We start from the raw sequence: 14,537 nt of genomic DNA, 5'->3' as shown, positions 1-14,537 counted from the left end.
GTCAGTCGAAGTCAATTGAGACATGCGGAACATCGCCCTTGATCTCGCCGAACGGCGTGGCATAGGCGGTGACCCCTACGCCAAGATCGCGACAGATGTCGAGGCTTTCTCCATTGCCGGAAGGCTGGAACGCGATGGACGGCAAAGGCCCGCGCGCCAGCTCAACGCCATTGCTGGAAAGGATCGCGATTGCCGTGCCGCCCTTGATCTCGAACCGCAGAGTGAGGTTGACCTTGCCTTGCGGCAGGGTTGTTGCCGAACGCACGGTTGCCATCTCCGCCGGATCGGTGGACTTGGCCCACGCGAAGGCGGCGTGGCCGTGATCGAGATAGAGGCCTAGGCCTCCGAACTTGCTGCCCCATGCGAGGACCGCACCCGAGGCGTCCGGCTTGTCGAGCGGGAAGACATTGTTGCGCGCAGCTTCAGCTTTCCACAACGCAAGCATCTCGGAAAGTCTGGCCGGTTCCTTGGCGGCAAGGTCGGTGCCCTGGGCGAAGTCCTTGTCGAGATTGTAGAGCGTCCACGTCAGCGGGCGCGGTTTGGTCTGTTCGATCCAAGAAGGGCGGCCATCATCGCCGGAGAGGAACCAGCCGTCGAGATAGAGGCCAACCTTGCCGCCGATCTCGAAGTACTGCGTGCGCGGCTTGGCGCCATCGCAAGCCGCCAGCGAGCCAAGCAGGCTTTGCCCGTCGAGCGGCTTCTGCTTCACGCTATAGACGCTGTCGGGCGCGGGCAGCTTCGCCGCATCGAGCACGGTCCGCGCGATATCTACAAGGTGGCCGAACTGGCTGCACACCGCGCCCGGATGCGCCACATGGCCGGGCCAGTTGAGGATCATGCCGTTGCGCACCCCGCCCAGCATCGACGGCATCTGCTTCACCCAGCGCAGCGGTGTGTTCATCGCCCAGGCCCAGCCGACCGGGGAGTTGCGATAGGTCTCAGGCCCGCCGAGCTTGTCGGTGTTGGCCTCCATCCACGCCTCGTTCTCGTCGTGCGTGCTGATCGAGCGAAGCTCGTTGATCGTGCCGGGAGGTCCTGCCTCTCCGCTTGCGCCGTTGTCACCCTGTATGATCGAGACGAGGGTGTTCGATGACAGGCCCATCCGGTCAAGTTCAGCCAGCACGCGGCCGATCTGCTCGTCCTGATAGGCCATCGGCGCAGCAGCGACTTCCATGGCCCGCGCGGCGAAAGCCTTCTGGCCGGCGGTCAGCGAATCCCACAAAGGGATTTCGGCAGGACGTGGGGTGAGCTTCGTCCCTTTAGGCACGATCCCGGCGGCAAGCTGGCGCTTGAACGTCTCCTCGCGCAGCTTGTCCCAACCCTGATCGAACCGGCCTTTGAAGCGGGCGATGTAATCTGCGGGAGCCTGATGCGGCGCGTGAGTCGATCCGGGCGCCCAGTAGAGCATGAAGCGCTTGCCCGGCGCGGCGGCGTTCTGGTTGCGCAGATACCGGATGATGTCGTCAGCTAGGCGCTTGTCGAGCATCATCATTCCCCGGAAAGGTCGCTACTGTCCTGTTTGATTTCAGATAGGCGAGAGACCCGTAAATGGTCGTACTGTGGTTAAGCCGGCAAATGCGAGATGATCTGCGTGTGAAACCAATCCCTGAATCGCTTTGCTGCCGGGGAAAGCGAGCGTCGCGAGTGACTGTACATTACGAGGCTGATCCGAGCCTCAAGCAAGCCGTCAAATGCGGAGAGCTTGGTGAGCAGACCATCCTCAAGCTCCTGACGGGCGGCAAATGCTGATGACAGCCACACGGCATCGCTCCCCCTGGCGATGCGAGTCAGCACGCCGAAATCATCAACGGCGACACGCAGCGGCCCCAACTTCGGGCTGCCAGGCATCTGCAGTCCGACATCAGGCATTTGACTGGATACAATTAGGGGAAAATCCTCAAGGCGGTTGCTTTCAGGATCGACGATGAGAGGGTGATCTACCCGAACGAGCAGGGAAATGCCAATTGTCCCCAGATCATCGCGCCGCAGCATCGATGGGAGCGATGAACGCTGCGGGCAAACACAAAATTCAAGTTCCTCGGAAGCCACGCGTGCAACCAGAGTCTCTGGGTCGCTGATAGCGACATGACTGATCAACTCCGGGTTTTCCTTGAACTCCCGGATGAAAAGTGCGGGAAGCAGAACTTGCGCCGGCAAAGGCGCCATGCCGAAATGGACTTCACCTCCCACGCCATTTGCGGACTGCCGTGCCATCCCATCCAGTTCTTTGGCCTCGACCAGAAGGTCGCCGGCCCGCCTCGCGTAGCGCCAGCCCAGTTCGGTAAGCCTCACGCCGCCACGGTCCCGGTCGAAAAGCCTGGCGCCCAAACGCTCCTCGATCGCTTGAATGCTTTTGGTCAGGGCGGGTTGCGTCAATCCCAGTTCTCTGGCCGCAATTGTGAAGCTGAGGTGTCGGGCCAGCACGACCACATGTCGCAACTGACGGAAATCGATGTTCGGCAAAGTTATAAGTTTGGGCATCCGAATGAATTTGACAGAAAGCTGCGGGGTCATTCAAGTGCCAACGATTAGTCACAAGTGGAAAGACGGTATGAAAATGCGGATGGGTTCGATGGCCGCGATGGCAAGCTCTCTGGCATTGGCCGTCTGCATCGCCGGTTCCGCCCGCGCGCAGCAGGCAACACAAGGCTCTCCGCCCGTGGCCGCATCGCAAAGGCAGGAACAACGACCAAACGTACTTGTCTGGATGCTTGACGACATCGGCTTCGCCCAGCTCTCATGTTTCGGCGGCCTCGTGGCAACTCCCAACATCGACCGCGTGGCACGAATGGGTCTGGTCTATGCCAACTATCGGACTGCAGCGATATGTTCGGCTAGTCGAGCCGCCATCCTTTCTGGTCGGAACCCGCACACTGTCCATCTCGGCGGCCATGCAGCTTCCGCGCGACCGTTTCCTGGTTATGATGCGCAAATCCCGCCGTCGGCAGGGAGCATCGCTGCCAATCTCAGGCAAGCCGGATACCGCACATTTGCACTCGGCAAATGGGATCACTTGCCTGCCAGCGAGGCCTCGCCCGCAGGGCCGTACACCCAATGGCCTACCGGGCAAGGCTTTGATCGCTTCTATGGCTTCCTGGCCGCCGATGCCGACAACTGGAACCCGATCCTGATCCGCGACACGACACCCGTCGCAAGACCCACAGACCCAATGTATCATCTCAATCGTGATCTTGCCGACCGTGCCATTGCCATGATCGGAGATCGCGATGCCGCAGGTTCCCCGGCACCTTTTTTCATGTACTGGGCGACCGGGACAGCACACGCTCCCCACCATGCCCCCCGGGAATGGATCGAGCGCTATCGCGGCCAGTTTGACATGGGATGGGACAAGGCTCGCGAAATCATCCTGAAGAACCAGATAGCCAAAGGGCTGGTCCCCAAGGGTACGAAGCTTGCGCCACGACCTGCCGAAATACCTGCCTGGGAAAGCCTGACATCGGAGCAGAAGCGGCTTTACGCGCACCAAATGGAAGTTTTCGCTGCCTCGGTCGGTTATGCTGACCACGAATTTGGCCGTATCCTTGATGATCTGCAGGCGCGCGGCGAACTGGAAAACACGATGGTCATCGTCACCAGCGACAATGGCGCCAGCGCCGAAGGCGGAAGAGGCGGAATGCACAACGAGGCCGCACTGGTTACGGGGGCCTATCCCGACGATGCGGAAAACATGGCCTACTTGGATCGGTGGGGTGGCCCCGAAACATACCCTCATTACAGCGCGGGATGGGCCGTCGCTGGAAATACGCCTTTCCGCTACTGGAAGCAGGTAACGCACGAGGGGGGAATCCATGTACCGCTCGTGGTGTCATGGCCCAAGGGGATCGCTGCGCGGGGCGAATTGCGGAGGCAATTCGTCAACGTAACCGACATTTCTCCGACCATCCTGAATGCGACCGGCGTTTCGCTGGCCGAGACTGTGAACAACGTGAAACAGCAACCCATGGACGGAGTAAGCTTCGCCTACAGTTTTACTGCCCGGGAGCCGAATACTTCGCGGCCGGCACAGTACTACGAGCTGCACGGCAACAAAGCGCTGATCGATGGCGAGTGGTCGATAAACACGACGCACCGGATCAAGACCTGGGACAACACCAGCTCTGGCGCGCCCAGTGAAGCCTGGGAACTCTACAATATCGCGCGCGATCCTGGCCAGACAACCGATCTTGCCGCTCGTGAGCCTGAACGCACAAGTTTGCTTGCCAAAGAGTTCGAGGCGCAAGCTGTACGGTACAATGTCTATCCTCTCGGAGGCATCGCAGAAAGCGTGCAAACGGGCGTCAGTAAGTTCGCTGCCAATTTCCGGAGCCGAGGAGGCAAGTGGCGCTATTCTGGCACAGTGGGCAACATCCCGGCACAAGTCGCCCCTCCTGTCAGCTCACTTGGCTTCACCATGAAGGCGACGCTGGATCTGTTTGAAGACGGTGCGACAGGCCCGATTTTCGCATCGGGTGGTCAGCTGGGGGGCATGGGACTCTACCTTAGGGAGGGCAAGCCGGTACTGGTGCTACGGTCGCTGTCGGGACAAGTGAAAGAAGTTGCCGCCAACGTACCGATTGCTGCCGGCAAGGCGACAGTTGAACTGGCCTTTTCCGGCACGCGCGGGTCTCCGGAACATGACGTGGAAATCAAAGTGAACGGACAGCGCGTCGCATCCGAGGCGATCTCCTTCGCCATACCGGCCTCCTTCGGCATTTCCGAGGTCTTCGGTGTCGGCATCGACAACGGTTCAACTGTCCTGTCCGAAGCTAGGGCCGACACTCCAATTTCTGGCAGGATTGAGGACATTCTATTTGATTTCAGCAGCAGCGCCCAGGGCAGCCATGTGAGTAGCCCCTAGATTTCTGGACGCCTTCGTCTGAGATTGTCGCCATTCAGGGCCTCACCAACTGAGTCCGCCTTTGGCAAACTCTGCCGTTTGACGGTGACTTGGGAACGGCAGAATTGTCCCAGCTGTTGACGTTCAAACATCATCCGCAAAAAGTCTTCATCGAGCCGCTTGACGTCGATCACGCGGGTAGTTCGGACACCAACACCAAACTCGGTCATCAGTTCGGTAAGGCGTGGGCCATCGATGAGAACAACCCGTTGCTGCAGGCTTCGAGCGTATTCCGTAGCTTGCTTGCTGAAGGCAGAGGTCGTTACGAAAACGCCCTTGCTCGCGCCCAATCCGACAAGGCTTCCGACGAACCCTTGGACTTCGGGGCGGCCCACTGCGGAACCAGTCGAGTAGCGCTTCGCTTGAACATAGATTCGGTCCAAGCCAAGCCGATCTTCGTCAATTATACCGTCTATGCCACCGTCACCGGACCTGCCAAGCTGGCGCGCGGCATCTTCATGAGACCCGCCGTAACCCATTGCTACGAGTAGATCGATGATCAGGCGTTCAAAGAAGGCAGGAGATTGCTCGAGAACGCGCTGCAGCAAATCGGCTTTCAACGCTGCGGTCATTACAGAATGCGCAGCGTCGATCTGTTCTTCGGGCGTGGCGTCAGAAAGCGTCGCCGCGACGGTCGCTGCAGCCTAGTCAGGCTCGGCACTAGCCCCTGCCCGCCCGTAAAACTCGGCAAACGACGGAAAGGCCTTGAGCGTCTCGACGTCGATACGTTCGGGCTTGGTGGCGAGCAATGCGTGACCAGCAGGGGACGCCACAAAGACGCCCCGCTTTGGACTGTCGATCAGGCCTGCCTTCGACATGTAGAACTTGGCCCAGTGAACGCGGTTATGCAAAAGGCGCTGCTTGCCGCTTGGCAGCATCTCCTCGCGTTCATCTTAGGTAAGACCCAGCTGATCAGCGATTATCTGAGCTGCAATCGGTACCCTTACCTCGCCTCCTGCAGCAACGGAAAGCACTGGAAGCATTAGCGTCTGGTAGTCTGGTATGGGCATGGAGCTGTGGCTAGCAGGATGTACGGGCGACGGGCAATCCGCTACGCTAAGTTTGTCGAATAGGTCGAATTATGCACGCTCAGGCGCCGCGAGGCTTCGGCCACGTCAGACAAGAGTTCTTCTACTTGAAAGTCCTGCATGCCAAGCGATTGAAGCTGGATCTGCAGTTGGCTGACAAGCACACCGTACGCAGTGGACTGCAGGGTACAAGCGGTTGGTAAAATTGGGAAAAACTGGAAATTTCAGGCTAGTGTCAAACCGATTTGCCTCCAAATCATGATTTGCAATCGCACCTGCGACGAGGATAAATACAGCAATAACAATAACCTATCCTGAAAAATCGCGCGCAAGTCGCGATTTGCGCGCCTGTTGCATTCGGCCGGCCCTTTTCGATCGCCCCTCAGACCGATTTCGCCCCGTTCCGCAGCTCGTCCAGGTAGTCACTCCACCACTGCGCCATGGCCACCCGCTCCTTCCAATGGGCGCCGCGATGGTACGCGGCGCGTACCTTGTCGGTGTCGCCATGGGCCAGTGCACGTTCGATGGCGTCGGGGTTCCATTTGCCGCTTTCGTTTAGCAGTGTGGATGCCATCGCGCGGAAGCCGTGGGCGGTCATTTCGTCGGTCGCATAACCGAGGCGGCGGAGCCCCGCGTTGATCGTGTTGTCGCTCATCGGGCGGCGTCGGGTGCGGACGGAGGGGAAAACATAGCCGCTCGGTCCGGTCAGTGGCTGCACGTTCTTCAGGATCGCAATGGCCTGGCGCGAGAGCGGAACGACATTTTCCTTGCGCATCTTGGTCTTCCCTGCCGGGATCGTCCATACTGCCCCTTCCAGATCGATTTCCGACCATTCCGCGTGTCGTAGTTCGCCGGGGCGGACAAACACATGAGGGGCAAGTTGCATCGCGAGTTTGGTAATCGGCTGCCCCTCATACCCATCGATTGACCGGAGCAGTTCGCCCACCCCGGCGGGATCGATGACTGCCCCGTAGTGGGTGACGGTGGGGCTTGTCAGTGCCCCCTTGAGGTCACGCGTAGGGTCGGACTTGAGGCGCGCCGTGGCGACCGCATAGCGGAACACCGAGCCTGCCAGTTGGAGCGTGCGCCGGGCGCTTTCGAGTTTGCCTTTGCCTTCGATCCGGCGAACTGCGACCAGCACATCTGCGGGCTCAATCTCGGCGATCGGCATGTTGCCGATTGAACCGCACAGGATCGCCAGAAGGTACTCGCTACGCTTGGCAGTAGCCGGTGCCCAGGCCCGCTGACCGTCCCGCTTTCGCTTCTCGCAAAACTCGGCGGTGATGGCGGCGAAGGTGTTTTCTGCGTTGAGTTTCGCTCGGACCTTGTCGCGTTGTTTCTCCCGTGCCGGATCCTTGCCGGCGGCCATGGCCTCGCGAGCTTCATCGCGCCGCCTGCGTGCCTCGCCCAGACCGATCTCTGGGTAAGTGCCAATCGCCAGCTTCTTCTCCCGCCCGTCAACCCGGTACTTGAGCCGCCAAAGTTTCCCGCCGGTTGGCTGGACCAGCAGGAACAGGCCGTGGGAATCGCCCAACTTGTAGGGCTTCGGACCCGGCTTGGCATTGCGGACAGCGACGTCAGTTAGTGCCACGATTTCAGTCCCTTCCATCCCAAGTGGCCCCCAGGCTGGGGGCCACTCGAATTGAACCAAACCCACTTGGCCCCCGAAATGGCCCCCAGATTCGCGAGACGTGGCGAGATAAGGCGGGTGCAGGCGGGACAAATGCGGCGTGAAAACCCTAGAATTTCCGAGGGTTCCGTAGCATTTTCGGGATGTTCTGGGAAGGGAGGGCTGGAGCGGGTGAAGGGAATCGAACCCTCGTCGTAAGCTTGGGAAGCTTCTGCTCTACCATTGAGCTACACCCGCCCGAGTGCAGGTCCTTTGGCACAGGGGGCGGGATGGGGTCAACGGCATCTTCCCGGCGATCAGTCCTGCCAGCGCTTGCCTGCTGTCGGCGGTCGCCTCTAGCCTGCGGGCGAGGCCAGTCAGGAGCGGAATGATGGGTGAAATCGAGCATGGCGAGATCCGGTTCGACATTGCCGAGCGCGAGGCGCAGGTCATCGGCGATGGCCCGCGGATTGCAGCGCTGACGGGCGATGCCGTGGATGTCGGCACGCTGGGGCTCGTCAATGCGGTGCGCAACGGGGCGGGGGCCGTCTCGGTCACGCCGGACAAGATCCCCGATTACATGCGCACCATGATGAAGCACCCCGAGCTGTTCGTGCGGCAGATGGAAATGGGCACCGCCCTGTTCAACGGCCGCATCCCGGCGCGCGAGCGCGAACTGGCGATCCTGCGCATCGGCTGGCTTACCCGCGCACCTTACGAATGGGGCCAGCATGTCGACATCGCCAAGCGCTTCGGGGTGAGCGCCGAGGAGGTGGAACGGGTGACGCGCGGTTCGGCCGATCCGGGCTGGAGCGAGCACGAGGCAGCCGTCCTGCGCGGCGTGGAAGAGCTGATTGGCGACCATGCCATGACCAGCGAGACATGGGAGGTTCTGGCCCGGAGCTGGGACGAGGCGCAGATGATCGAGTTTCCCTCGATGGTCGGCCAGTATGTCACCATCGCCTTCGTCCAGAACTCGCTGCGGATCATGCTTACGCCGGAGAACCCGGGGCTCAGCCACCGCTAAGCGGGCGCCCGGTGCCATTTGCCCAATCGCGCGGCTGCGGCTAGCATTGCCGGCGGCAGGGAAGGATCGCCGATGCAGGACATTGCCGGTCAGCAAGCAACGCCGCGCGTGATCGCGCGCCACCGCCTGTCCACGCGCCTGTGGCACTGGGTGAACCTTGCGACGGCAACCGTCATGCTGATGAGCGGGCTGATGATCTCCAACGCGCACCCGCGGCTCTATTGGGGGCATTTTGGCGCCAATCCCGACAAGGCCTGGCTGGAACTGCCCGAGTTTCCCGGCTGGATGACCCTTCCTTCCACCTACAACCTTGCCGATGCGCGGCTGTGGCACCTGGCCTTTGCCTGGCTGTTCGGCCTGGCGACGGCTGCCTATCTCGGCTGGTCGCTGGTCAATGGGCACCTGTGGCGCGACCTGCGGCCCCGGCTGGCAGAGCTCTCGCCCTGCAACCTGTGGCATGACATCGCCAGCCACGCCCGCCTGCGCCTGCCTCGCGGCGAGGCGGCGGCGCGCTACAACGTGCTGCAGAAGCTGGCCTATTGCCTTGTCCTGCTGGTGCTGCTGCCGCTGCTGGTTTTGACCGGGCTGGCCATGTCCCCGGCGATCGGCGCGGCGCTGCATGGCTTGCCGGACCTGTTCGGCGGCAGGCAGTCGGCGCGATCGGTCCACTTCCTGTGCGCTGCCGGGCTGGTGCTGTTCGTCATTGTCCACCTTGCCATGGTGCTGCTCGCCGGGCCGGTGAACGGGGTGCGCGCGATGATCACCGGTCGCTTCGCCCTGCCCCCAGCGCGCAAGGAGGCCCACGATGGCTGAGCCGCTTTCCCGCCGCCGCCTGCTTTCTGCCGGAGCGCTTGGCGCCGGTGGCCTGCTGCTTGGCGGGTGCGACCGGCTGACGCAGCCCGGCCCCTTCCGCAGCCTGCTCGAGGCCGGGGCCGACGCGCATTATGCCGTGCAGCGCGGCATCGCCGGCAATGCCCTGGCTCCCGAGTTCGCGCCCTCGCAACGCTCGCCGGTGTTCCGCGCCAACGGCAACCTGCACGCCAACGGCAATGCCGCCTGGGCGAGCCATCTGGCCGATGGCTTCGCGCGCTGGGCCTTGCGGGTCGACGGGCTGGTGCTGCGCCCGCTGGACCTGCCGCTCGAGGCGCTGAGGGGCATGCCGCAGCGCAGCCAGATCACCCGGCACGATTGCGTCGAAGGGTGGAGCGCGATCGGCAAGTGGCAAGGGCCGCAGCTCGGCCCGATCCTGAAGCAGGCGGGCCTGCTGCCCGCCGCGCGCTTCATCGTGTTCCACTGCGCCGACAGCTTCGGCTCTGCGCCCTATTACGAATCGCTCGACCTGATCGAGGCCCACCATCCCCAGACGATCCTGGCCTGGGCGATGAACGACCTGCCGCTGCCCGTGGCCCACGGCGCACCGATCCGCCTGCGGGCAGAACGCCAGCTGGGCTACAAGCACGCGAAATACGTGATGCGGATAGAGGCGCGGTCCAGCCTCGCCGGGCTCTATGGCGGCAAGGGCGGCTATTGGGAGGACGCGCGCGGCTACCAGTGGTGGGCGGGGATCTGACCGCCTAGGGCCGGCGGCCCACACCGTCGCGCAGCAATTTCTCGGCCTCTGCGGCAACGTCATCCACGCTGCGGTCATCCCCCCAGATGCCAAAGCGCAGGCCCAGGAACACGTTCATTCCCATCACCGCCCAGGCGCGCACCTCGCTGTCGCCCGGAGCCACGCTGCCAGCGGCAACGCTCTCGTCGAAGCGGGCCGCGATGCGGGTGGCGGTGCCTTCGTAGTGCGCGCGCCAGGCCGCTGGATCGGCAAATTCCGCCTCGTCGATGATGCGGTACAATTCCTTGTGCTCACGCGCGAAGGCAAGGAAAGCGGCCAGCGCCTCGCGCTCGCGGACGACGCCGGTACTGCCCGGGGTAACGCCCGCCGCGGCCGCCGTGGCGACCGACTGGCTCATGTGCCGCACCAGCGCCGAGAAGATCGCGTCCTTGCTGTCGAAATAGGTATAGAAGCTGCCCAGCGCGGTGCCGGCGCGGCGGGTGATGCCGCTGATCGAGGCTTCATGGAAACCGCGCTCGCCGAATTCGGCGGCGGCGGCATCGAGCAGGCGGCGCAGCGTTTCGCGCCCACGCGCGGTGCGCGGCTCCTTGCCGGGGCTGGCCGCGCCCTTCTGCACTTTCTGCGCCGGATCCTGCGCCACTTTCCCAAGTCTCCCGCCGGGCAGCCGGCCCTTCGCCGCTGTTGCCTCTGCGCCACGGCTTAACGCGAACCGGCGCGTTCGCCAATCAAAAGTTGAAAGGTGGTTCAACTTTCAATATTGACGAATCAGGAGTCGGCGCAATCGGGCGCCGCAGGGAGAGTTCGTTCCATGATCCGCACGCGTCGCACCATCCGCATGGCCCTGGCCGCAACGGCCCTCACCACGCTTGCCACCCCCGCCTTCGCGCAGGATGCGCCCGCCGAAGAGGCCGATGGCGAAGTAATCACCGTGGTCGCGCGCAAGATCGAGGAAAAGCTGATCGACGTGCCGATCGCGGTTACCGCCATGGGCAGCGCGCAGCTAACCAAGCTGGGCGCGGCCGACCTTTCCGGCGTGCAGGGCGCGGTTCCCAACGTGAACATCGTGCAGGGCCGCGGTTCGGCGACCAGCGCCAATTTCTTCATCCGCGGCATCGGCCAGCCCGACGCGCTGCAGACCTTCGACCCGGCGGTCGGCGTCTATGTCGATGGCGTCTATCTCAGCCGCATTCAGGGCGCGCTGCTCAACATGTTCGACGTCCAGCGCGTGGAAGTGCTGCGCGGTCCGCAGGGCACGCTCTATGGCAAGAACACCATCGGCGGCGCGGTGAACATCGTCTCCAAGAAGCCGGACTATGATGCGCTGAACGGCGAAGCCGCCTTCACCTATGGCCGCTACAACGAGATGACCGCCAAGGGCTATGTCTCGGTGCCGCTGGCGCCCGGAATGGCCGCGATCTCGCTCGCCGGGGTCTATGACCAGCGCGACGGCATCGTCACCGACCCGGCTACGGGCCGCAAGTACAATGACCGCGACAACCTGTCGTTCCGTTCGATCCTGCGCGTCAAGGCCGCCGAAAATGTCGAGCTGCTGGTCTCGGGCGACTATACCCGCCAGCGCAATAGCCTGACGCTGGGCCATGCCACGGCAGACCTGGTGGGCTTTGACTACAACGCCACCTTCTCGGCCGTCACTCCGTTCATCATCGCTGCCGCGCCGACCGCGCCCTACGCCTTCAAGGCCTCGACCAGCTTCAAGGGCAACGAAGGGCAGGAACTCGACCACTGGGGTGTCTCGGGCACGATCAACGTCGACCTGTCGGATGCGCTGCAGCTGACCTCGATCACCGCCTATCGCAAGCTGAAGACCGCCTTCTTCGTCGATATCGACGCGACGGCGGCCGAGCTGGGCGATGTCTTCGTCGGGCTGGACCAGCACCAGTTCAGCCAGGAAATGCAGCTGAAGTACACCAGTGACAAGCTGAAGGGCGTGCTCGGCCTCTATTACCTGAACGAAGGCGTCGATTCCTACCAGGAAGCCTATGCCGACAGCTACCTGCGCTACCTCGGCACGCCGCTGAACTTCCTGCGCACGATCAGCGACGACCAGGTGACCAAGAGCTACGCCGCCTTCGGCCAGCTGACCTACAGCCTTACCGACAAGCTCTCGCTCACGGCGGGCCTGCGTTACACGCATGAATCGAAGGACTATTTCCGCACCACCACGGCAACCACGACCAGCCCGGTATTCTCGACGATCAACATCGTCAGCACCTTCACTTTCCCGAACAGCCTGCCCTCGCCGTTCAACACGCTGGACCGGGTGACGTTCGACGCGTGGACGCCGATGGCCAGCCTGTCCTACAAGCCGACCGAGAACAGCACGATCTACGTTTCGGCCAGCAAGGGCTTCAAGTCGGGCGGGTTCAACGGCCGCGTCAACGGCCTTGGCGACGTGACGCTGGCAGTGGGATCGACCACCAAGATCGTCCCCACTTTCGCGCCTGAAACCGTGTGGACCTATGAACTGGGCGCCAAGGCCAGCCTGCTCGATGGCCGCGTCCTGCTTTCCGCCGCGCTGTTCCATTCGCAGTACCGCGATTTCCAGGCCCGCGTCGGTGGCGGCAACACCGGCATCAACGGTGGCAGCTTCCCGGTGATCAACGCCGGCAAGCTGCGGATGCAGGGCTTCGAGATCGAGGCGACGATCAAGCCGACGAAGGCGCTGACGCTGAATGCCTCGGTCGGCTACCTCGATGCCGATTACCAGGAATTCAACGACGGCCGCCGCGCTCCGTCCTACAGCTGCAACCCCACCGGAACGGCGATCACCTGCCGCCCCGCCTTCGCGCCGCCGCTGACGCTGCGCCTTGGCGCGGACTACAAGATCCCGATGGGTGAAGCGACGCTGACGCTGGGCGGCGATGCCCGCTTTGTCGACAAGCACTACCTCTCGGTCGATAACCGTCCGGGACTGGTCGAGCCGGGCTACTTCCTCGGCAATCTCTATGCCCAGGTGGACCTTGGCTCCTACTACCTGCGCGGCATGGTGAAGAACGTGTCCGACAGCCGCTATCGCACCGACGGGCAGGAGTTCAGCTCGGTCGGCAACATCCAGACCGTCTACTACGGCGATCCGCGCACCTGGAACGTCACGGTCGGCGTGCGCTTCTGATCCAATTCCCCCCCGCCTGCGGGGGACATACGGGCCTGTCCATCAACCCTCCCCGATCGGGCAGGCCCGTCATCCTATCCGTCCGGCGCATTTTCGATCGCGCCACGGAACCATCCACCACCTGGCGGCTAGGATGCGGGCATGTTCCGCTTCCTGGTCGCTCTTTGTCTGCTCCTGCTGCCCTTGCCCGCATCGGCGCAGGTCCTGCTTTCTTTCCATTCGTTCAATGGATCCTACCTGGGCGGGCGCTATCCCCATGCCTTCATCGTGCTGGAAGGCACCCTGGCCGACGGGCGACAGGTGCGCGAAAACTATGGCTATTCCACCAGCGCCTCTGCGCTGTCGGCGCTTAACGGGCCGGTGCCGGGGATCATCCAGGTGGAAAAGGACAAGTACATCCGCTCCACCAACCGGCACTTTACCGTGCCGCTCAGCGATGCCCAGTACCAGGCCATCGTCGCAGAGGTGAACGCGTGGAAGGATGCGCCGGGCCAGAAGCGCTACCTGCTCGACAAGCGCAATTGCATCCATTTCGTCGCCCGCATCGCGCAGATGGTGGGCATCAGGGCCGACGTGCCGCAGAACCTGGTAAGACGGCCCAAGCTGTGGCTCAACCTTGTCACGCGGCTCAACCCGCAGCTGGGCGCGCGGGAAATCAGGTAAGGAAAACCGTGCCAGTGCCCTTGCCCCAGCCGCTTCGCTGGGGAATCACAGGCGCATGGCGATTCTTTCAGACAAGTGGATCCGGCAGCAGGCGCGCGAAAACGGCATGATCGAGCCGTTTGTCGAAAGCCAGCGGCGCGAAGGCTGCATTTCCTACGGGCTCTCCTCCTACGGCTATGACGCGCGCGTGGCGGACGAGTTCAAGATCTTCACCAATGTCGATAGCGCCGTGGTCGATCCCAAGGACTTCGCCGCCAACTCCTTCGTCGACCGCAAGACCGACGTCTGCGTGATCCCGCCCAATTCCTTCGCGCTTGCCCGCACGGTCGAATACTTCCGCGTGCCGCGCGATGTGCTCGTCATCTGCCTGGGCAAGAGCACCTATGCCCGCTGCGGCATCATCGTGAACGTGACGCCGCTGGAACCCGGCTGGGAAGGCCACGTGACGCTGGAATTCTCCAACACCACGCCCCTGCCCGCCAAGATCTATGCCAACGAAGGCGCCTGCCAGTTCCTGTTCCTCAAGGGCAACGAGCCCTGCGAGACGAGCTATGCCGACCGCGCGGGCAAGTACATGGGCCAGCGCGGAGTGACGCTGCCGAGGCTCTAG

The 14,537-nt window shown here is 62.8% G+C and carries 12 protein-coding genes, 1 tRNA gene and 1 pseudogene; 7 read left to right on the top strand and 7 right to left on the bottom strand.

From position 1 onward, the window contains the following. Nucleotide 1 precedes the first annotated feature (1 nt). Nucleotides 2–1,492, bottom strand: coding sequence for a sulfatase-like hydrolase/transferase (locus C0V78_RS12420; protein WP_101797994.1), 1,491 nt, complete (start codon nt 1,490–1,492; stop codon nt 2–4). Nucleotides 1,493–1,563: 71 nt separating this feature from the next. Beyond that, entirely contained in the window at nt 1,564–2,514 is a 951-nt protein-coding gene (locus C0V78_RS12415) for a LysR family transcriptional regulator (RefSeq protein WP_144039894.1), read from the bottom strand. A gap of 37 nt (nt 2,515–2,551) precedes the next feature. Between C0V78_RS12415 and C0V78_RS12405 the strand changes: the two genes are divergently transcribed. Next, nucleotides 2,552–4,858, top strand: coding sequence for an arylsulfatase (locus tag C0V78_RS12405; RefSeq protein ID WP_158241551.1), 2,307 nt, complete (start codon nt 2,552–2,554; stop codon nt 4,856–4,858). Here the strand turns inward: C0V78_RS12405 and C0V78_RS15175 are convergent. The 4 genes and pseudogenes from C0V78_RS15175 to C0V78_RS12390 form a co-directional block, all read right to left on the bottom strand. Continuing rightward, nucleotides 4,855–5,469, bottom strand: a complete 615-nt coding sequence (locus C0V78_RS15175; protein WP_254049914.1) for a restriction endonuclease — start codon at nt 5,467–5,469, stop codon at nt 4,855–4,857. The two genes, C0V78_RS12405 and C0V78_RS15175, sit on opposite strands and share 4 nt — an antisense overlap. 72 nt (nt 5,470–5,541) lie before the next feature. Next, a pseudogene (locus tag C0V78_RS15170) lies at nt 5,542–5,778 on the bottom strand (winged helix-turn-helix domain-containing protein); the annotation flags it as partial. Between the two features lie 529 nt (nt 5,779–6,307). Next, on the bottom strand, nt 6,308–7,516 hold the full coding sequence (locus C0V78_RS12395; RefSeq protein ID WP_101798361.1) for an integrase arm-type DNA-binding domain-containing protein: 1,209 nt from the start codon (nt 7,514–7,516) through the stop codon (nt 6,308–6,310). Between the two features lie 202 nt (nt 7,517–7,718). Continuing rightward, nucleotides 7,719–7,792, bottom strand: a tRNA-Gly gene (locus C0V78_RS12390). Nucleotides 7,793–7,922: 130 nt separating this feature from the next. Between C0V78_RS12390 and C0V78_RS12385 the strand changes: the two genes are divergently transcribed. The 3 genes from C0V78_RS12385 (at nt 7,923) to C0V78_RS12375 (ending at nt 10,131) form a co-directional block, all read left to right on the top strand. Continuing rightward, nucleotides 7,923–8,561: a carboxymuconolactone decarboxylase family protein gene (locus tag C0V78_RS12385; RefSeq protein ID WP_254049912.1), complete on the top strand. Its 639-nt coding sequence runs from the start codon at nt 7,923–7,925 to the stop codon at nt 8,559–8,561. 72 nt (nt 8,562–8,633) lie between these two features. Next, nucleotides 8,634–9,374, top strand: a complete 741-nt coding sequence (locus C0V78_RS12380; RefSeq protein WP_101797992.1) for a cytochrome b/b6 domain-containing protein — start codon at nt 8,634–8,636, stop codon at nt 9,372–9,374. Then, complete coding sequence (locus C0V78_RS12375) at nt 9,367–10,131, top strand: molybdopterin-dependent oxidoreductase (RefSeq protein ID WP_101797991.1); 765 nt, start codon at nt 9,367–9,369, stop codon at nt 10,129–10,131. The genes C0V78_RS12380 and C0V78_RS12375 overlap by 8 nt, the downstream gene beginning before the upstream one ends. Before the next feature lie 4 nt (nt 10,132–10,135). On the opposite strand, the gene C0V78_RS12370 is transcribed toward C0V78_RS12375, so the two are convergent. Next, nucleotides 10,136–10,771, bottom strand: a complete 636-nt coding sequence (locus tag C0V78_RS12370) for a TetR/AcrR family transcriptional regulator (RefSeq protein WP_101797990.1) — start codon at nt 10,769–10,771, stop codon at nt 10,136–10,138. 168 nt (nt 10,772–10,939) lie between these two features. Here C0V78_RS12370 and C0V78_RS12365 point away from each other — a divergent pair, with 168 nt between their 5' ends. The 3 genes from C0V78_RS12365 to dcd all read left to right on the top strand — a co-directional run bounded on the left by C0V78_RS12365 (nt 10,940) and on the right by dcd (nt 14,537). After that, on the top strand, nt 10,940–13,264 hold the full coding sequence (locus C0V78_RS12365; protein WP_101797989.1) for a TonB-dependent receptor: 2,325 nt from the start codon (nt 10,940–10,942) through the stop codon (nt 13,262–13,264). A 141-nt stretch (nt 13,265–13,405) separates the two neighbouring features. After that, on the top strand, nt 13,406–13,927 hold the full coding sequence (locus C0V78_RS12360; protein WP_101797988.1) for a hypothetical protein: 522 nt from the start codon (nt 13,406–13,408) through the stop codon (nt 13,925–13,927). A 55-nt stretch (nt 13,928–13,982) separates the two neighbouring features. Beyond that, nucleotides 13,983–14,537: a dCTP deaminase gene (dcd, locus tag C0V78_RS12355; protein WP_101797987.1), complete on the top strand. Its 555-nt coding sequence runs from the start codon at nt 13,983–13,985 to the stop codon at nt 14,535–14,537.

This window comes from Novosphingobium sp. TH158 (genome assembly GCF_002855555.1).
In the GTDB taxonomy this organism is placed as follows: domain Bacteria; phylum Pseudomonadota; class Alphaproteobacteria; order Sphingomonadales; family Sphingomonadaceae; genus Novosphingobium.
This window is presented reverse-complemented; position numbering and strand designations above follow the sequence as displayed.

Excerpts from the sequence above, each read along its gene's own strand:
- C0V78_RS12415 (WP_144039894.1), bottom strand. The coding sequence starts at position 2,514 with ATGACCCCGCAGCTTTCTGTCAAATTCATTCGGATGCCCAAACTTATA.
- C0V78_RS12420 (WP_101797994.1), bottom strand. The coding sequence starts at position 1,492 with ATGATGATGCTCGACAAGCGCCTAGCTGACGACATCATCCGGTATCTG.
- C0V78_RS12405 (WP_158241551.1), top strand. The coding sequence starts at position 2,552 with ATGAAAATGCGGATGGGTTCGATGGCCGCGATGGCAAGCTCTCTGGCA.
- dcd (WP_101797987.1), top strand. The coding sequence starts at position 13,983 with ATGGCGATTCTTTCAGACAAGTGGATCCGGCAGCAGGCGCGCGAAAAC.
- C0V78_RS12375 (WP_101797991.1), top strand. The coding sequence starts at position 9,367 with ATGGCTGAGCCGCTTTCCCGCCGCCGCCTGCTTTCTGCCGGAGCGCTT.
- C0V78_RS15175 (WP_254049914.1), bottom strand. The coding sequence starts at position 5,469 with ATGACCGCAGCGTTGAAAGCCGATTTGCTGCAGCGCGTTCTCGAGCAA.
- C0V78_RS12385 (WP_254049912.1), top strand. The coding sequence starts at position 7,923 with ATGATGGGTGAAATCGAGCATGGCGAGATCCGGTTCGACATTGCCGAG.
- C0V78_RS12365 (WP_101797989.1), top strand. The coding sequence starts at position 10,940 with ATGATCCGCACGCGTCGCACCATCCGCATGGCCCTGGCCGCAACGGCC.
- C0V78_RS12380 (WP_101797992.1), top strand. The coding sequence starts at position 8,634 with ATGCAGGACATTGCCGGTCAGCAAGCAACGCCGCGCGTGATCGCGCGC.
- C0V78_RS12360 (WP_101797988.1), top strand. The coding sequence starts at position 13,406 with ATGTTCCGCTTCCTGGTCGCTCTTTGTCTGCTCCTGCTGCCCTTGCCC.